This is a genomic window from Corticibacter populi (genome assembly GCF_004217315.1).
GTDB classification, from domain to species: Bacteria; Pseudomonadota; Gammaproteobacteria; order Burkholderiales; family Burkholderiaceae_C; genus Lampropedia; species Lampropedia populi.
This window is the reverse complement of sequence record NZ_SGWR01000004.1, coordinates 348,536-366,762: the sequence shown is the minus strand read 5'-3', so window position 1 is coordinate 366,762 and position 18,227 is coordinate 348,536. Positions and strand designations below refer to the sequence as shown.

At 66.7% G+C, this 18,227-nt stretch carries 17 protein-coding genes, 1 pseudogene and 1 riboswitch; of the genes and pseudogenes, 13 read left to right on the top strand and 5 right to left on the bottom strand.

All coding sequences use genetic code 11. The features are described 5' to 3' along the window. Positions 1-31: 31 nt before the first annotated feature. Positions 32-397 (bottom strand): RNA recognition motif domain-containing protein, encoded by a 366-nt coding sequence (locus EV687_RS15775; RefSeq protein WP_122229267.1) that lies wholly within the window; start codon positions 395-397, stop codon positions 32-34. Between the two features lie 512 nt (positions 398-909). Here EV687_RS15775 and metX point away from each other — a divergent pair. From metX to EV687_RS15725, 10 genes are all read left to right on the top strand, one after another. Next, the gene (gene metX / locus EV687_RS15770; protein ID WP_122229269.1) at positions 910-2,040 is read left to right on the top strand and encodes a homoserine O-succinyltransferase MetX; all 1,131 of its coding nucleotides are present in this window, start codon (positions 910-912) and stop codon (positions 2,038-2,040) included. Next, positions 2,037-2,621, top strand: coding sequence for a methionine biosynthesis protein MetW (gene metW, locus EV687_RS15765; protein WP_122229271.1), 585 nt, complete (start codon positions 2,037-2,039; stop codon positions 2,619-2,621). Before metX ends, metW begins: the two co-directional genes overlap by 4 nt. A gap of 5 nt (positions 2,622-2,626) precedes the next feature. Then, positions 2,627-3,424, top strand: a complete 798-nt coding sequence (locus tag EV687_RS15760; protein ID WP_122229864.1) for a hydroxypyruvate isomerase family protein — start codon at positions 2,627-2,629, stop codon at positions 3,422-3,424. Positions 3,425-3,737: 313 nt separating this feature from the next. After that, positions 3,738-4,265 (top strand): hypothetical protein, encoded by a 528-nt coding sequence (locus EV687_RS15755; RefSeq protein ID WP_130466540.1) that lies wholly within the window; start codon positions 3,738-3,740, stop codon positions 4,263-4,265. Positions 4,266-4,400: 135 nt separating this feature from the next. Continuing rightward, positions 4,401-6,041 carry a COG1361 family protein gene (locus EV687_RS15750; RefSeq protein WP_130466539.1) on the top strand — a complete coding sequence of 547 codons (1,641 nt, stop codon included), beginning with the start codon at positions 4,401-4,403 and terminating at the stop codon, positions 6,039-6,041. Positions 6,042-6,409: 368 nt separating this feature from the next. Next, on the top strand, positions 6,410-6,727 hold the full coding sequence (locus EV687_RS15745) for a DMT family transporter (protein WP_122229278.1): 318 nt from the start codon (positions 6,410-6,412) through the stop codon (positions 6,725-6,727). Positions 6,728-6,791: 64 nt separating this feature from the next. Continuing rightward, positions 6,792-7,841, top strand: coding sequence for an NUDIX hydrolase (locus tag EV687_RS15740; RefSeq protein WP_122229280.1), 1,050 nt, complete (start codon positions 6,792-6,794; stop codon positions 7,839-7,841). A gap of 177 nt (positions 7,842-8,018) precedes the next feature. Continuing rightward, a complete protein-coding gene (locus EV687_RS15735) occupies positions 8,019-8,996 on the top strand; it encodes a LysR family transcriptional regulator (protein WP_162846605.1) in 978 nt (325 codons plus the stop codon). 56 nt (positions 8,997-9,052) lie between these two features. Continuing rightward, the gene (add, locus tag EV687_RS15730; RefSeq protein ID WP_122229284.1) at positions 9,053-10,132 is read left to right on the top strand and encodes an adenosine deaminase; all 1,080 of its coding nucleotides are present in this window, start codon (positions 9,053-9,055) and stop codon (positions 10,130-10,132) included. A 32-nt stretch (positions 10,133-10,164) separates the two neighbouring features. Beyond that, positions 10,165-11,193 (top strand): Bug family tripartite tricarboxylate transporter substrate binding protein, encoded by a 1,029-nt coding sequence (locus tag EV687_RS15725; RefSeq protein ID WP_162846606.1) that lies wholly within the window; start codon positions 10,165-10,167, stop codon positions 11,191-11,193. A gap of 70 nt (positions 11,194-11,263) precedes the next feature. Here EV687_RS15725 and mnmA read toward each other — a convergent pair whose 3' ends face one another. The 4 genes and pseudogenes from mnmA to radC all read right to left on the bottom strand — a co-directional run bounded on the left by mnmA (position 11,264) and on the right by radC (position 15,005). Further along, positions 11,264-12,436: a tRNA 2-thiouridine(34) synthase MnmA gene (gene mnmA / locus EV687_RS15720; protein ID WP_122229866.1), complete on the bottom strand. Its 1,173-nt coding sequence runs from the start codon at positions 12,434-12,436 to the stop codon at positions 11,264-11,266. Positions 12,437-12,602: 166 nt separating this feature from the next. Further along, entirely contained in the window at positions 12,603-13,421 is an 819-nt protein-coding gene (locus tag EV687_RS15715) for a class I SAM-dependent methyltransferase (protein WP_122229288.1), read from the bottom strand. A gap of 161 nt (positions 13,422-13,582) precedes the next feature. After that, positions 13,583-14,233 carry a Smr/MutS family protein gene (locus EV687_RS15710; protein WP_423201101.1) on the bottom strand — a complete coding sequence of 217 codons (651 nt, stop codon included), beginning with the start codon at positions 14,231-14,233 and terminating at the stop codon, positions 13,583-13,585. Positions 14,234-14,274: 41 nt separating this feature from the next. Continuing rightward, positions 14,275-15,005, bottom strand: a pseudogene (radC, locus tag EV687_RS15705) (RadC family protein). Positions 15,006-15,100: 95 nt separating this feature from the next. Here radC and EV687_RS15700 point away from each other — a divergent pair. From EV687_RS15700 to serS, 3 genes are all read left to right on the top strand, one after another. Continuing rightward, on the top strand, positions 15,101-15,568 hold the full coding sequence (locus tag EV687_RS15700; RefSeq protein ID WP_122229290.1) for an FKBP-type peptidyl-prolyl cis-trans isomerase: 468 nt from the start codon (positions 15,101-15,103) through the stop codon (positions 15,566-15,568). A gap of 1 nt (position 15,569) precedes the next feature. After that, a complete protein-coding gene (gene ispH / locus EV687_RS15695) occupies positions 15,570-16,553 on the top strand; it encodes a 4-hydroxy-3-methylbut-2-enyl diphosphate reductase (RefSeq protein WP_122229292.1) in 984 nt (327 codons plus the stop codon). 75 nt (positions 16,554-16,628) lie between these two features. Further along, entirely contained in the window at positions 16,629-17,954 is a 1,326-nt protein-coding gene (gene serS / locus EV687_RS15690; RefSeq protein ID WP_122229294.1) for a serine--tRNA ligase, read from the top strand. A 63-nt stretch (positions 17,955-18,017) separates the two neighbouring features. Beyond that, a riboswitch (TPP riboswitch) is annotated at positions 18,018-18,141 on the top strand. Positions 18,142-18,227 lie beyond the last annotated feature (86 nt).

Genomic DNA, 18,227 nt, shown 5'->3' with positions numbered 1-18,227 from the left:
GCACTGCACCCCAAGGCGCAGTCAACCGACATCAATAGCCGTCGTGGCCCTGGCCGCCGCGCGGACCATTGCCGTAGGGGCTGCGGAAACCGCCGGCGCCACCTTCACGACGGCCGCCGCCGAAACCACCGCTGCGCGGCGGACGCGGCTCAAGCGGGCGCGCCTCGTTGACCACCACGTTGCGGCCACCCAGCGGCTGGCCGTTCAGGCCGTTGATGGCGGCCTGGGCCTCGGCATCCGTGCCCATCTCGACAAAACCAAAGCCCTTGGAACGACCAGTGTCGCGTTCCATCATCACCTTGGCGCTGAGCACAGCGCCGTATTGGCTGAAGGATTGCTCCAGGTCGTTGTCACGGACCGAGTACGGCAGATTGCCGACATACAACTTATTGCCCATTTTCGGGACTCCTCAAAACACATTTACCCACGCGATGGGGCCCCGGAGCCGAATGAGCAAATATCGCTTGAAATCTGCGCGCGAAACCATCTAACACCGCAACTTGATCGGGATAAACGCCAGCGGTGAAGGCCACTCGCGCACCCGCTGCCATTATCACTGACAAAAATGACAGGTCTGCAACTTTTGGCGTCCATGTCGTGGCAAAGTCGCGGCTGCCAGCAGTTTTTCATCATTTATTGGCAACCAATTGTTTCCGGACGCGCCGAAATTCACAAGCTGAAGCTCGATTCCATACCGCAAAAAATTTCCACGACCGGCCCTGCCGCCTCCGGGCCTCTGGTACGAGGGCCCGCCCGCAGCAGCCAAAAGTGCTATAGTCGTCCCCCATCGCGCCGATTTGCCAACGCTTGCGGGCGCGCTATAAATTCCGCTAAAGACTTGTCCGAACGTGACTCTTGCAAGACCGACCGGCATGTTTTTAGCAAGCCGGTTTTTCTGTTTTTGCAACCATGTCATTCATCGCCCACCCGCAGTTCATGCAGTTTGACCAGCCGTTGCCGCTCAAGAGCGGCTGCCGCCTGGACAGCTACGCGCTGGCCTACGAAACCTACGGCCAGCTCAATGCCCGGCGCAGCAACGCCGTGCTGGTCTGCCACGCGCTCAACGCTTCGCACCACGTGGCCGGCATGTACGAAGGCCAGCCCAAGAGCACCGGCTGGTGGGACAACATGATCGGCCCAGGCAAGCCGCTGGACACCAACCGCTTCTTCGTCATCGGCATCAACAACCTCGGCTCCTGTTTCGGCTCGACCGGGCCGATGCACGAGAACCCCGCCACCGGGCGCGCATGGGGCGCGGACTTCCCGGTCGTCACCGTCGAGGACTGGGTGGCCGCGCAGGCGCGTCTGCTCGATGCACTGGGCATCGAGCAACTGGCCGCGGTGATGGGTGGCAGCCTCGGCGGCATGCAGGCGCTGTCGTGGACGCTGCAATATCCCGAGCGCATGCGCCACGCGGTGGTGATCGCCAGCGCTCCCAACCTCACGGCCGAGAACATCGCCTTCAACGAGGTGGCGCGGCGCGCCATCGTGACCGACCCGGATTTCCATGGCGGCCACTTCTACGACCATGGCGTGATCCCCAGGCGGGGCCTGCGCATTGCCCGCATGATCGGCCACATCACCTATCTGTCGGACGACGTGATGAACCAGAAATTCGGCCGCCAGCTGCGCGAAGGCCTGGACCTGCGTTACAGCACGCAGGACATCGAGTTCCAGATCGAGAGCTATCTGCGCCACCAGGCCGACAAGTTCAGCGAGTACTTCGACGCCAACACCTACCTGCTGATCACCCGCGCGCTCGACTACTTCGATCCGGCTCGCGAGCATGGCGGCAGCCTCAGCCAGGCGCTCGCTGGCGTGCTGGCCAAGTTCCTGATCATCAGCTTCACCACCGACTGGCGCTTCTCGCCGGCGCGCAGCCGCGAGATCGTGCAGGCGCTGCTGGACAACCGGCGCGACGTGAGCTACGCCAAGATCAACGCGCCGCACGGGCACGATGCCTTCCTGCTCGACGACCCGCGCTACCACCACCTGGTGGCGGCTTACTTCAACCGCATTGCCCAGGAGGTGCAGGCATGAGCGACAACCACACCATGCGCGCCATTGCCGAGCTGGTGCCCCCTGGCTCGCGCGTGCTCGACCTCGGCTGCGGCGATGGTGCGCTGCTCGAGTACCTGCAGAAGGAGCGCGGCTGCAGCGGCTATGGCGTGGAGCTCGACGACGCCAAGCTGCTCGCCTGCGTCAAGCGCGGCGTCAACGCGCTGCAGATGAACCTGGACCGGGGCCTGTCGATCTTCGCCGACGACAGCTTCGACGTGGTACTGCAGATCGACACCTTCCAGCACCTGCGCAATGCCGAGACCATGCTGCAGGAAACCGCGCGAGTGGGCCGCACCGGCATCATTGCCTTTCCGAACTTCGCCCACTGGGCCAACCGCGTCTCGGTGCTGCGCGGACGCATGCCGGTCACACGCCGCATGCCCTACCAGTGGTATGACACGCCCAACATCCGCGTGGGCACCTTCAAGGACTTCGAGATCCTCGCGCACAAAAACCGGTTGCGCATCCTCGATGCCTTCGGGCTGCGGGGCGACAAGCCGGTGCGCGTGCTGCCCAACCTGCGTGCCACCACCGCGGTGTTCCACCTGGAGAGAGGATGAGCGCCATGCCCCGCCTTGCCGCGAATCTGGGCTTTCTGTACCAGGAATGGCCTTTCGAGGAGCGTTTCGCCGCCGCGGCCGCCGATGGCTTCAAGGGCGTGGAATACCCCGTCCCCTACGCTCACGAGCCGGCCTGGCTGGCCGGGCAATTGCGCGCCCACGGGCTGCAGCAGGTGCTCTTCAACGCGCCGGCGGGCGGTGCCAGCCGCGACGCCGTGCGCCGCGCCTGGGAAGGCGGCTGGCGCGGCACCGCCAGCCTGCCGGGCGAGCAGGCGGCTTTCCGCTATGGCATCGACCTCGCGCTGGAATATGCCCAGGCGCTGGACTGCCCGCAGATCCACGTCATGTCCGGAATCAACCCGGGCGGCTCGGACCGCGACCGCCTGCTCTGGCTCCACAACCTCGCCTGGGCCGCCGAACGCGCCGCCCAGCAGCATGTCTCGCTGCTGATCGAGGCCATCAACCACACCGACATGCCCGGCTACTGGCTCCACACACAGCAGCAGGCCCATGCGGCACTCATCGAGATCGGCCACCCCGGGCTGGGCATGCAACTGGACTTCTACCATTGCCAGATGACCGAGGGCGACGCGCTCGCGCAATTGCGGCACTACTGGCCCGGCGGTCTGGTGCGCCACACCCAGATCGCCGGTGCACCGGGCCGCCACGAGCCGGACCATGGCAGCCTGCAGTGGCGCGAGCTGCTGGCCTTTCTCGACGCGGCCGGCTACCAGGGCTGGCTCGGGCTGGAGTACCGGCCGCGCCAGGGCACCCGCGCGGGGCTGGGCTGGCTGCGCCAATAGCCCGGGCCGCACGCCTGCGGCTCGGCCAGCGCGGCGGCCGCACACCAAACGCCCGGGGCCGCGGTCCCGGGCAGACCACGCCAGCACAGGAGCTTCTACGGCCGCCGGAACAGCCGCCGCCCCGCGCGGCATGTCCGGCACCAGCGGCGACAGCGCCTGCGACCACGGCAAAGCAGAAATCAGCAGGAAGACACCAATACTCACATCTGATACATGCGGACCCCTGTTTTTTCGGGGTCTTTATGAATAATGGCGGCTTATTCGCATTCCTTCACAATCAATGCTCCGCCTTCATGTGTTCTGGCTTCCTGCCATGCTGGCGGCATGGGGCGTCCACGCGCTGGTGCCCCTCCAGGCGGTCCGGCTGTGGCTGGCAGTCCCGTGGGTATTGGCGCTCGGACTTGGCGGGCTGACCCTGCTCGCCATCATCGGCTCCCGCACCTCTTTGCTGCAAAAAGCCAGCGATGTGGCCTGGCTGAACCGCGCTTTGCGCTGGCTGCAACCCCTTTGCGCCCTGCTGGCGACGCTGCTGCTGGCGCTGGCGGCCGACCGGCTCGTCAATGGGCTGCGAGGACCATCCGGCGAACGGGACGTCGTCCTGCGCCGGGTCCATTGCGTCAGTGTCAGCAATCGCCCCATCCGCAGCACGGCCGACGTCGCGGAAAAGAACGGCAAATGGTGCTTCGATGCCGGCGGCCTGGTCGGCAGCGACGTCCGCATCCCTGTTGAACAGATACGGCGTCCGGTTCCCTTGGGTGAAACAGCCAAGGCCCGCTGGCGCAGCTACCACTCGATTTTCGGAATGGCGGATGGCTACTACCAGATAGTGGATGTCCATTGAGAGGGTGTTTACAAACTAAACAGCCCCACCTGAGGCATGACGGCGGAATGGGCGCAGATGCCGCTCCGCAGACATCGCGACGCACGCCAGGCCGCGCCTTCAGATCGGTTTCTTTCATGGCATGAGGAGATGACTATGCGAATACAAAAATGGCTTGCGGCCATCTGTGCGGCATCAATGATCGCAGCCTGCGGCGGCGGAGACGATGGGGACGGCACCGAACCCATCGACACGACACCGGCGCCGGGCCAGATCGGCACGGGCGAGTTCAACGCCAACACCTACCTGGTGACTGCAGCGGATTCAGCAGGGTCCTCGCTGACGGCTGACACGTTCACTCTCATCAAACCTCAAGCTGCGGTCCACAAGGTCGGTGATGTACTGGTCATCGATGCGCACGGGGGACGTTTGGTGCGCATCGTCGGCGTGCGCCAGACCGACGCGGAAATCCACTACCAGTATGAACAGGCCAGCCTGGCGCAGGCGTTCAAGCACCTCGACATTCACATGCAGGGCGCCTTGACCGCCGAGGACCTGGGTGACCTCAGTGACCAGCAGGGAGATCCCGAGATCGCGCTGGAATGGGTCACCGCGGCGGATGCCAAGTCCGCGGCCGCAGACATCGCACAGGAAAAAATCGAGGCATCCACGCACCAGCTGCAGATCAGCTACAAGAATCTGGGGTTCCAGACCGGCAGCGGCATCACCATCAACGGACAGTCAAGCTTCCAGCTGAATCCGGATTTTTCCATCCAGCTGTCCAGGACGAGCGATCAGGCCATACCGGAACTGGAGTTCACCGCCAAGGTTTCGCCGGATCTGGACACGTCGGTGACCATTGGCTCCCAATATGGCGGGCAGGTTTCCTATACGCTCGACAAGGATTTCCCGCTCAAGCCCATTCGACGAATCATCATCGTGCCGGTGGGTGGCGTGCCGGTTCCCGTGCCTTTCTGGGTTCAGCCCGTCGTCAACGTCTCCGGTGGCGTCAGCGGCACGGCCGGCAGCAGCTTCTCGACCACACAGAACTATGGCGTCGGCGGGGAATTCGGATTTTCACGTGTGCGCGGCAGCGGATTCGATGCCGTGGCCAACGTCAGCCCGCGCTCATCCATGGACGTGTCCGATGTCGAGTCCGAGTTCGGTGTGACCCTGACCGCCCCCAAGCTGGAGCTGTACTTCAAGATCTACAGCGTGGCAGGGCCATTCTTCGACGTCGGCCTGGAATCCTCGCTGATCGGCAAGGGTGGCGTGCAGGGCGAACCTCCCGTGGAAGGCGTGGAAGTCGAGGGTAGCGCGGCCATCGTCGCCAATGCCGGCCTGAAGGCCGGTCTGGACCTCGGCGACATCGACGGGGTCGCGAAACTGCTGGGCAATGTGTCCTTCGAGTACAGCCCCATCAGCATCAAGGTGTATTCATACGAGCTGTTCCAGAAGACATGGTTCTTCCCCTATACCGGCAGGGCATCGATCGTCGTCAATGACAACGGCAATGTGGCCGATGACATTTTCGAAGTGGCGCTGGACGGCACCGTGGTCGGTCGCACCAACAAGGGCGGGTCAGGACAGTTCCGCCTCAAGGATCTGCGCCCGGGCGAGCGCACCCTGACGTTGACGACGATTGAAGATGACGCTCCGCCCGGCACCTACGAGATCACCCTCTCGGACGGCTTGACGTTCGCCAATGGCTCGACCTACCGCAGCGGCACGCTGTCCCTGGGTGCCAGCACCAGCTTCACGGTGATCGTGCCCAGTACATCAACCGGTTCGCCGTAAAGCGTAAAGCGCTGTTCCGCTCATCGAAGCCCCTGCGGTCTCGGCCGCAAGGGGCTTTTTCGCTGGTTCAGACCCGGTATCACGGCGGAGGCATCCGCAGATGGCGCGACCAGACGCTGTCCGTGCATCCATGGGCCATCATCGCATGCAGGCGACCGCCAGACCGGTACTGTTGCATCGCAACCACCCAGATTCGGCCCGGCCATTGCGCAGGGTCCGGCCGGGCAAACCGCTGCCACCTACAATTCCCCGCATGGAGGACGACCTCCCCTCTCCGGTGCACCCCACGCCATGCATGGTGTGGGGTGCACCGGAGAGGCGAACACCCGGGACGGCCCGTTTGACAACGACTCAAAGGAAAACCGCCCATGGCATGGACTGCTCTTTTGTTCGCCGGCCTGCTCGAAATCGTCTGGGCCACCGCCATGAAGTTCTCACATGGCTTCACGCGCCCGCTGGCTACCACGCTCACCATCACGGCCATGATCGCCAGCTTCACGTTGCTGGCCGTGGCCATGCGCAGCCTGCCGCTGGGCACCGCCTACACCATCTGGACCGGCATCGGTGCCATTGGCGCATTCATGATCGGCATCGGCTTTCTGGGTGAAGCCATCACGCCCATGCGGCTTCTGGCAGCCCTGCTGATCGTCAGCGGCATCGTGCTGATGAAGCTGTCTTCGGGCTGAACGAGACTGCGCAAGGGCTGCGCAGGTCGGCCAGCGGATGCTCCTACAATCCGCATCTGCGCCCATGACGACCGACGACACGCCCACCCCCAGCCCGGCTCCCGCCAGCTCGCACGCCATCCAGGCGGAGCTGGTGGCCGTGCTCGTGGCCGTCTCGGCCGGGCAGCCGCGCATCATGACCACGCGCCACGGGCAGACGCTGCCCTGCGGGCCCTTCACGATGACGCACCGCACGCTGCAGCAGGGCATGCGCGCCTGGGTGGAATCGGAAACCCACCACCCCATCGGCTACGTCGAGCAGCTCTACACCTTTGCCGACCCCGAGCGCCTGCAGCAGCATGGCGCGCGCAACATCGCCATCAGCTACCTGGGCCTGACCCGCGAGCAAAGGGGCAGCAATGGCTCGCTCAACGCCGCAGCCGACCAGGCCACCTGGCGCAACTGGTACGACTTCTTCCCCTGGGAAGACCGCCGCAGCGACTACGCACAGGCACTGCTGGAGACCCGCATCGTGCCGGCCTTGCGCGACTGGGCCCAGGCGGCGGCAGACCCTGCCGGCCGCGCGCATCGCCTGCAGCGGGTGCACTACCAGTTCGGCCTGGATGAAGACACCCCGTGGAACGAGGACTTCGTTCTGCAGCGCTACGAACTGCTGTACGAGGCCCGGCTGGTCAGCGAGGCCCTGCGCCAGGCGGACAGCGAACCGCAGCCGGCCGCCTGTGCCCCCGATGGCACAGGCAGGCCCGACACAGCATCCGAAGACGTCAGGGCGCTGCCGGGCCTGGCCATGCTGTACGACCACCGCCGCATCCTCGCCACCGGCATGGCGCGGCTGCGCGCCAAGCTCAAGTACCGACCCGTGATGTTCGAGCTGATGCCCGAAACCTTCACGCTGCTGCAGCTGCAGCAGACCGCCGAAGCCATCACCGGCTGCTGGCTGCACAAGCAGAATTTCCGCCGCCTGATCGAGCAGCAGGCGCTGGTGGAGGAGACCGGCGAGACCACCCTCGGGCAGGCCGGCCGCCCCGCCAAGCTGTACCGCTTCCGCAGCGGTGTGATGCACGAGCGCGCCATCTCCGGCAGCAAGCTGCCGCTGGTGAATGTGCAGGGCTGAGGCCCGGGGCGGCGTCCGCCGATGGGCGCTGCGCCGGCATGAATCGACGGCCCGGCCCTGCGAATACCCGGCGCCACTCGGTGAACAATGGCCCTACCGCACACGAAATGTCCGGCAGTGCCCGAATGCGCCACCCAGTTGCCCAGTGCGGGGCGGCGAGAAAGGTCAACTCCCTCCATGCCAACGACCAGCCCACCCCATTCCGACGAGGACGCCGCGCGGCGGCTTGACGAGCCCTTGCTGCGCTCGCTGGACATGCTGCTGACCGAAACCAGTGTTTCCCGGGCGGCGGCGAAACTCGGCATCGCGCAATCGGCGCTCAGCCGCCACCTCAAAACGCTGCGTCAGCTGACCGGAGACGAGTTGCTGGTGCGGGTCGGCAACCGCATGGTGCTGACCGAGCGCGCGCAATCGCTGGCCGCGCCGGTCAAGCGGATCCTGGCTGACATGTCGCTCATCACTTCCGAGGCGCTTGCGCTACTGCCGCATGAGTTGCGCCTGAGCTTTCGCATCGCCACCTACGACTTCCTGCCCAAGCGCTTCTTCGCCGAACTGGTCGAACGCATCAACCGCAAGGCGCCGAACTGTGACCTCGTGATCTGCGGATTGGGCTCGCACTTCGCCCATTACCGGCAACTCGCCGACCGCGAGGTTGACGTGGTCATCACCATCTGGCCCGAGCTGCCCGCCCACTTGCGGGCGGCTTCCCTGCTCACCGAACCGATGGTCTGCGTGATGCGCCAGGACCATCCGCTGGCCTCGGGCCACATGACACTGGACGATTTCCAGCGCGCGCGCCATCTGGTCTCGCTCGAGCACGTGCCCGGACAGGGCACGGTCATCGAGGCGCAACTGGCCGAACTCGGCATCCGCATCCAGCCGGCCATGCACACGCAGTTCCTGAGCCTCGCACCCAGCATCCTCGCGCGCACGGACCTGATCTTCTCGACCGGACGGCTGCTCGCGGAGGACTTCACCATCGGCCAACCCCTGGCCATCGTGCCATTTCCCGCCGAAATCAAGCCGCACCGGTTCCGGCTGGTGTGGCACGAGCGCACCCACAAGAACCGGGCACTGCGCTGGCTGCGCAATGAAATCACCGAAGTGGCGCGGGAGCTGGCCCAGCGCCCGAAAGCCATAACAGGCGTGTCATAGCCTGGAGCACAGCATGGCTCTGGGACGCAGCATGCCGCGCCGATACAGTCGGCGCCATGACCCCAACCCACAGCAGCCCCCCGCCCAGCGCCCCTGAACTCGCGCGGCGCCTGCCTCGCCTGCCCAAGGTCGATCTGCACCTCCACCTGGCCGGCGCACTGCGTCCCGCCACCCTGGCCGAATTGGCGACACGCCATGGCCTGGCCTTGCCACGCCCGGTGGAGACACTCTACCAATACCGCGATTTCTACGACTTCATCGATGTGCTGCGCCTGGGCGCGCAGGCGGTGCGCCAGGCGGCCGACTTCGAACGCATCGCCTATGAAGCGATCGAGGATGCGGCCTGCAGCGGTGCGCGCCATGTCGAGATGTCTTTCAACCCGCAGTACTTCATGCCCACCGGCGTGCCCTACCGGGTGCAGCTGGAAGGGCTGGCCGCCGGCGTCCAGGCGGCGCGCCGCGACTTCGATTGCTCGGCACTCCTGATCGCCGCGCTGGACCGCGGCCTGCCCATGGACAGCGCCGAGCAAGCCATCGACGACGTGCTGTCGCTGCGCCACGAACTGGTGGTGGGCATCGGCCTGGACGGCCCCGAGCGCGCTGCCAGCCCGGCGGCCATGGCAGCGCTGTTCCAGCGCGCCGGCCGCGCAGGCCTGCGGCGGACGGCCCACGTCTGCGAGGACAACCAGACGCTGGCGGAAGCGCCGCCTTCGAACGTCGATGACTGCATCGAGCTGATGGGCTGCGACCGGCTCGACCATGGCTACAACCTGCTGGCCAGCCAGGAGGGCCTGCAGCGCGCACGCGAGCGCGGCGTGTATTTCTGCGTCTGCGGCGTGACCAGCGTGAAGCAGCGCCAGCACCACCGCCTGCAAAACATCCGCGCGATGGCGGACGCCGGCCTTCCGCTCACCCTCAACACCGACGATCCGGCGATGTTCCATACGAACCTCAACCACAACTACGCCACCGTGCTGCAGGCCTGCGGCTGGGGCTGGAGCGAGGCCTGCCGGTTCAGCCTCGCCGGCGTCGATGCCTGCTGGCTTGACGACGATGCCAAACACGCGCTGCGCCAGCGCTTCGAGCGCGAGATTGCGGTACTGGATGCCGCGCCCGCCATGGCCGCGCGGCCATGAAACCCGAACAGAACCCACCAGGAGTAGCCTCCATGCCCCCAGCCACCATCATTCCCCGCGCACTGCGCCGCGGTCTTGCACTCATGGCCACCATCGCCGGCCTGGCGATCCTCTCCACGCCAACCGGCGCGCAGGAGCGCCCTGCCGCCGCGCCATGGCCGACGCGGCCCGTCACCCTGATCGTGCCCTATGCCGCAGGCGGCAACGTCGACGTGATGGCACGCTGGATAGCCCCGGAACTGGCCAGGCGGCTCGGTCAGCCCGTGGTGATCGAGAACATCTCGGGTGCCGGCGGCGTCATCGGCACGCAAAAAGCCGTTCGCGCCACTGCGGACGGCCACACGCTGCTGCTGTCGGTCGAAAGCGCCATACTGATCGCGAAGATGGTCACGCCCGCCACGGTTCCATACGATGGACAGCAGGATCTCGCGCCGGTCACGCTGCTGGGATCACAACCCCTGGCGCTGGCTGGCAAACCCGCGCTCTCACACCTCACGGCCGGCGAACTCCATGCCGATCTGCAGGCTCACCCAGGGCAATACAGCTACGCAACCACCGGCGTCGGCACCTCCCTGCACCTGGCTGGCGAACTGCTCAAACAAAGCGGCCAGATCGACATGGTGCACGCCCCCTACCGCATGGGCACGCAGGTGCTCACCGATCTGGCCGGCAACCAGATCGAGCTGGCGGTGCTGCCCCTGTCCATGCTGATCGAGCAGGCCAGGGCCGGCAAGCTGCAGGTCTTCGGCGTGCTCGACGACAAGCCCTCGCCCGCCATGCCCGAAGTCGCCCCGCTCGGCGCGACCGTCCCCGCCTGGCAAGGCGCCAACGCCCGCGTCTGGACAGGCGTGTTTGCCCCACGCGGAACCCCTGCGGAGCGCATCGAAAGGCTCGATGCCGCCTTGCAGGACATCCTCACCCTGGAAGACGTCCGCCAGAACTTCGCGGCCACCGGTGTCGATCCCGAGGGACTCGGCCCCGCCGCCTTCTCGGCCTATCTGGCAGAGCAAGCGAAGACCTACGAAGGCATCATCACGCGCGGCCATATCCGTGCCGAATGAACAAGGCCGTACCGGCATGCCGGTGTGCCGCAGCCCTCGGCAAGCCGGCCCTTGACGAAACCGGTCCCCGTCAGCCGCCGGCAGGGACTGCCAGGGCCTCTTGCTGCCGCACCGGCACCGGCACCGGCACCGGCACCGCTTCGATGATGCCGCCGCCCAGGCACACCTCGCCGTCGTACAGCACCGCCGACTGGCCGGGCGTCACCGCCCATTGCGCCTGGTCGAAATCGAGCGTGAAGTCGCCAGCCTCGCCATCGAAGGCCAAGGCGCAGGCGGCATCGGCCTGGCGATAACGGGTCTTGGCGGCGTAGGTACCCGGCAGCGGGGCGGCGCCGGCGATCCAGCTGGGTTGGCCGGCCCGGAGCCGGTGCGAGAGCAGATCCGGGTGGTCATGGCCCTGCACCACATGCAGCGTGTTGCGCTGGATATCCTTGGCAGCGACGAACCAGGGCTGGTGCTCGCCACCACCGCGCGGTGCGCCCTTGTCCTTGATGCCGCCGATGCCCAGTCCCTGGCGCTGGCCCAGCGTGTAGAACGACAGCCCGACGTGCCTGCCGATCTGGCGCCCCTTCTCGTCCAGGATGGCGCCGGGTTGGTGCGCGATGTAGCGGCTCAGAAACTCGCGGAACGGCCGCTCGCCAATGAAGCAGATGCCGGTCGAATCCTTCTTCCTGGCGTTGGGCAGGCCAATTTCTTCGGCGATGCGGCGTACCTCGCGCTTGTGGATTTCGCCGACCGGAAACAGTGTTTTGCTCAATTGCGCCTGCGACAACCGGTGCAGGAAATAGCTTTGGTCCTTGCCCGGATCGACGCCTTTGAGCAACTGGTGCAAGCCACTTGCGGCGTCGAAACGCGCCCGCGCGTAGTGACCGGTGGCGATGCGCTCGGCGCCCAGCCGCATGGCATGGTCGAGAAAAGCCTTGAACTTGATCTCGGCGTTGCACAGCACGTCGGGGTTGGGCGTGCGGCCGGCCTGGTATTCGCGCAGGAACTCGGCGAACACGCGGTCCTTGTACTCGGCGGCGAAATTGACGTGCTCGATCTCGATGCCGATGACGTCGGCCACGGCAGCGGCATCCAGAAAATCCTGGCGGCTGGAGCAGTACTCGTTGTCGTCGTCATCCTCCCAGTTCTTCATGAAGATGCCCACGACCTCGTGCCCGGCCTGCTTGAGCAGCCAGGCGCTGACGGCGGAATCGACGCCGCCGCTCAATCCCACCACGATGCGATGCTTGTTTGCCATGGCGCCCATTATCCGCCGCCCGGCGCACGCCTGCCGATGCGGGGGCAATGGGGCCCGGTGCACAGCTGAGAACCTGTTTCCGATCGTTCCATGGACCGCGTTGCCCTCCTTGCCCACGGCATTTTCGACCTCCCGCGTGACCGATGGAAAGATCGTCGACAGGTTCTCAGGTGCGCACATGCACCATGCCGGGCAATTGCTCGTGCGTCCACGGCATGGCCTGCAGCCACTGCAGGTACCAGTCGGGCATGGGCCGGTAATGCCGATAAGGCAGCCAGCGCACCTCGGCGATCTGCGGAAACCAGCGCTTGAGCAAAGGCCCCACCGCATGGCCGCCAATACCCCAGTGCATGGGTGGCACGCGGTAATGGCTGGTCTTCCAGAGTCCGCCGGGGCTGTTGGTCAGGCGCACCGCCCAGAGCGGCACGATGTCGAACATCATCTCCACGCCGGGAAAGCGCGCCATGATGGCGCCGAGCAGGCCGCGTACCTGCTCCTCGGTGAAGTACATCAAAAGCCCCTGCGCGCTGACGAACACAGGTTTGTCCGCATCGACCAGCGCCATCCAGCCACCTTCGAGCGCACAGCCGTGCCAGTGGCGCAGCCGGCCCTGCGGCCGGATGAAACGCTCGCGCACCGCCATGGCCTCGGGCACATCGACGCTCAGCCATTGGACCCGGCCGTCGTCCAGCCGCAGGCACTGGGTTTCCAGTCCACAGCCGAGCTCGACCACGGTGCTGCCGGGATGACGTGCCAGCCAGTGGCCCATCACCTCGTCGAACATCAACGCCCGCACGGCGTGCGAGGAGTCGGGTTCGCCGAAATGGCGCCGGTAGTCATAACGGATGCTGCGGTAGATGCGCTCGGCGTGCGGGTCGTGGAACATGGCATCGGCGCGCATCGACTCGCAGGCGCGGTTGTGCAGGGTCCACAACATGGTCTCGGGAATGGCACTGAGCGCTACCTGGGTCTCCTCCTGGGTCATACGGCCTCCGGTTTGCTGGGTCGGTCGTCGGTACGCGTGCCGCAGCGGCACCTTCTCCCCATGATATCGGTGCGCGCCGCCGATGCCCGTGTCGAAATCCCGGTGGCTGCGCTGCGGTATGCGGCAATGAACCGGCCGCACCGGCCGCATCAACCTCGAAGTCAGCGGCTGCGGTCGAGCAACACCACCACCGCGCCGGCACCGCCCTCGCTGGCACGCGCCTGCACGAAGGCCAGCACTTCGCTCTTCTGCACCAGCCAGCGCTGCACCCTGGTCTTGAGCACCGGCACGCGGCCGGGCGAGCCCAGCCCCTTGCCGTGGATGACGCGCACACAGCGCACGCCGCGCTTGTACTGGTGGCGGATGAAGGCACCCAGCGCCTCGCGCGCCTCGTCGAGGCGCAGGCCATGCAGGTCGAGCGAGGCCTGGATGCTCCAGTGCCCCATGCGCAGCCGGCGCGCCACGTCCGGAGGAACGCCCGGCTGGCGGTAACTCAATGCCTCGTCGGTGTCGAGCAGCGAACTGACGTCGAAGTCGTCGCTGATCGATTCGAGCAGCGCGCGCTGCTCGTCGAGCTGCAGTTGCAGCGGCAGAGGCGGCACAGGCTCCGGCGCCAGTGGCACCCGCTCGGGCGCGCGCAGCGGTGTGACAGGGCCCATGCTGGCGCGAATGTGGCTGCGAAACAGGTTGCGCTCGGCCTCGATGGCCTGCTGGCGCTGCCGTTCGGCCTCGCGGCGCTGCGCCTCGGCCTCGCGCTGCAGGCGCAATACCGCCGAGACCTGCTTGAGGTCCGAGAGTGCGTGCACGCGCACGGCGGCGCCCCGCGAAGGCTGGCGTCCACGTCCATGCTCGCTCACAGCAGCCCCCGCTCGGCCAGCGACAGGCTGCCGCCCTGTGTGACGATGATGTGGTCGAGCACGCGCACGTCCAGCAGGGCCATGGCGTCGCGGATGCGCCGCGTGATGTCGAGATCCGCGGCGGAAGGTGCCAGTTCGCCGCTAGGGTGGTTGTGCGCCAGGATCAGCGCGTGCGCATGCAGTTGCAGGGCCCGCAGCGCGATCTCGCGCGGGTAGACGCTGGTCTGCGTGAGCGTGCCGCGAAACAGCTCCTCGAGCACGATCAGGCGCAACTGGCTGTCGAGGAACAGCACGGCAAACACCTCGTGGCGCTTGTGGCCCAGGTGCGCCTGCACATAGTCGCGCACGGCCTTTGGCGACTGCAGCGCGTCCTGCTGCCGCAGCTGCTGCGCCAGCGCGCGCCGGGCCAGTTCCATCACCGCCAGCAGTTCGGCGCGCTTGGCCGGCCCCAGGCCCTTGATGCGCGCCAGATCCCGGCGCTCGCCTGCAACAGGCCGGCCAGCCCCCCGAAGCCACCAGCGGCAGTGCCTGCGGCATCGCCATCATCGCCCGCCTTGGTGGTGCCGGGCATTTGCAAAAGGTCATCGGCCAGCGCCAGCACGCCGCGGCCGGCAATGCCGGTGCGCAGCAGGATGGCCAGCAGCTCGGTGTCCGAGAGCGCGGCGGCACCACGCGCGAGCAGTTTCTCGCGCGGGCGGGCATCGGCGGGCAGGTCCTTGAAAGACATGGCATTGCTGGGGGCTAGAGACAGGCAGCAGGGCTGGCGGCAGGGTCAAACGTACAATGCAGGCCCAAGTGTATTCAAGACGGCAAGACCACACCATGTCGGCACAAACCACCCCACCCGCACGCACTGTCGAGGACGGCGCCTTCCTGACGCTGCATTACCGCCTGGCCGGCCCCGAGGGCGACATCATCAACACCTTCGACGGCCTGCCTTCGACGCTGACGCTGGGCGCGGGCGAACTCTCGCCGGCCATGGAGCGCCGCCTGGTGGGCATGCGCGAAGGCGAGCGCGCCACCTGGGAGATTCCCTCGGGCGAAGCCTTTGGCGACAAGAACCCCGAGATGCGCCAGTGGGTGGCGCGCCGCCTGCTCGACGAGCTGGGCGATCCGCAGGAGGCTTACACACTGGGCGACGTGGTGCAGTTCCCGACGCCCGATGGCGCCAGCAGTTACGCCGGCACGGTGCTGCAGGTGCGCGAGGACGGCGCGGTGCTGTTCGACTTCAACCACCCTCTGGCGGGGCACCCGGTGACCTTCGAGGTGCAGCTGATCGGGGTGCTGTGAGATGACCGCCCGCGACATCGTGCTGGCCGAGCCGCGCGGCTTCTGCGCCGGCGTGGACCGCGCCATCGAGATCGTCGAACGCGCGCTGGAGAAATTCGGCGCGCCGATCTACGTGCGCCACGAAATCGTGCACAACACCCACGTCGTCGGCGAGCTCAAGGCCAAGGGCGCCATTTTCATCGAGGAGCTCGCCGACGTGCCGCCCGGCGCCACGCTGGTCTTCAGCGCGCATGGCGTCAGCAAGGCCGTGCAGAACGAGGCGAAGGCGCGCGGCTTCCGGATTTTCGACGCCACCTGCCCGCTGGTGACCAAGGTGCACGTGGAAGTGGCCAAGCTCGCCCGCGAAGGCTATGAATTCATCATGATCGGCCACAAGGGCCACCCCGAGGTCGAGGGCACGATGGGCCAGCTCAGCGAAGGCATCCACCTCGTCGAGGACGTCGCCGACGTCGCGCGCGTGCAACCGGCGCAGACCGAGCGGCTGGCGGTGGTCACGCAGACCACGCTGTCGGTCGACGATGCCGCCGCCATCACCGCCGCGGTGCGTGAGCGCTTCCCGGGCATCCGCCAGCCCAAGCAGCAGGACATCTGCTACGCCACGCAGAACCGGCAAGACGCCGTCAAGCAGCTCAGTGGGCAGGTGGATGTGGTGATCGTCGTCGGCAGCCCGACCAGCTCCAACAGCAACCGCCTGCGCGACCTGGCCGTCAAGCTCGGCACGCCCGCCTATATGGTCGATGATGCCAGCGAGCTGCAGCCGGCCTGGTTCGAAGGCCGCCAGAGCGTGGGCCTGACGGCCGGCGCCTCGGCCCCCGAGGTGCTGGTGCAGCAGGTCATCGAGCGGCTGCGCCTGCTCGGCGCCGTCGCGGTGCGCAAGATGGACGGCATCGAGGAGACCATCAAGTTCCCGCTGCCCAAGGGCCTCAAGCTCGGCGACGCGGCGGCCGTCTCCACACCTGCCTCCACCACGCCCGCCTCGGCCTGAGCGCCGCGCCATCGGCGACAATAGGCCTTTTGCCCCGTCCGGCCCCCGCTACCGGCACCTTCCCCATCCACCGCCATGCTCGACATCCTGCTGCTCCGCAAAGAACTGGACGGCGTCATCGCCCGCCTGCAAACCCGCAAGAACCCGCAACCCTTTCTGAACATGGAGGCCTTCACCGCGCTGGAGGCCGAGCGCAAGACCCTGCAGTCGCGCACCGAGGAACTGCAGGCGCGGCGCAATGTCCTCTCCAAGCAGATCGGCCAGCTCAAGGCAAAGGGCGAAGCCGCGGCCGCCGATGCCGCCATGGCCGAGGTGGCCGGCATCAAGGGCGCGCTGGAGAGCTCTGCCGCGCGGCTCGAGCAGATCCAGGCCGAACTGCAGACCCTGCTGCTGGCCGTGCCCAACCTGCCGCACGCCTCGGTGCCGGTTGGCAAGGATGAGCAGGACAACGTCGAGGTGCGCCGCTGGAGCCCCGAGGGCCATGGACCGCGCACCTTCGACTTCCCGATCAGGGACCACGTCGACGTCGGCGAGCCGCTGGGGCTGGACTTCGCGCTCGGCGCCAAGCTGACGGGCGCGCGCTTCACGGTGATGAAGGGCCAGGTGGCACGCCTGCACCGCGCGCTCGCGCAGTTCATGCTGGACGTGCAAACGCAGGAGCATGGCTACCAGGAAGCCTATGTGCCCTACATCGTCAACGCCGATTCGCTGCGCGGCACCGGCCAGTTGCCCAAGTTCGAGGCCGACCTCTTCGCCGCTCAAAAGGGCGGCCAGGACGCCGAGCCCGAGCCGGACGAAACCGCGCTCTACCTGATTCCCACCGCCGAGGTGCCGCTGACCAACTTCGTGCGCGAGAGCGTCGTCGCCGAGTCCGATCTGCCCATCGCGCTGACCGCGCACACGCCGTGCTTCCGCTCCGAGGCCGGCAGCTATGGCCGCGACACGCGCGGGCTGATCCGCCAGCACCAGTTCGACAAGGTCGAGATGGTGCAGATCGCCCACCCCGACAAAAGCTACGAGGTACTCGAACAGATGGTCGGTCATGCCGAGGCCATCCTGCAAAAGCTCGAGCTGCCCTACCGCGTGGTGTCGCTGTGCACCGGCGACATGGGCTTTGGCGCCACCAAGACCTATGACCTGGAAGTGTGGCTGCCCGCGCAGGACACCTTCCGCGAAATCAGCTCGGTGAGCAATTGCGAGGCCTTCCAGGCCCGCCGCATGCAGGCGCGCTTCAAGAACGCCGCCGGCAAGAACGAGTTCGTGCACACGCTCAACGGCTCTGGCCTGGCCGTGGGCCGCACGCTGGTGGCGATCCTGGAGAACCACCAGAATGCCGACGGCAGCGTGACGATTCCCGCCGCGCTGCGCCCCTACCTGGGCGGTCTCGAGAAGATCGCCTGAGCGGAGCCGGCCGCCGCACCGTTCACCGAAGGCCGCCGCTGGCCTACAATGCCGGCGGAACACACAGCAGACACGGGGTGTCCCGCGCAAGGCCCGCCCATCGGACGGGCAGGCGGCGGGGCTGAGATCACACCCGTTGAACCTGATCCAGCTCAGACTGGCGAAGGGATTGTCGAGCGCACGTTGAAGCAGCCCCGCCGCCCGGGCGGCCGCTCCCCCATCAACCTGCGCGGGTCTTTTCGCCTTGCCTCGTCACCCAAGCGCCAAGGAGAA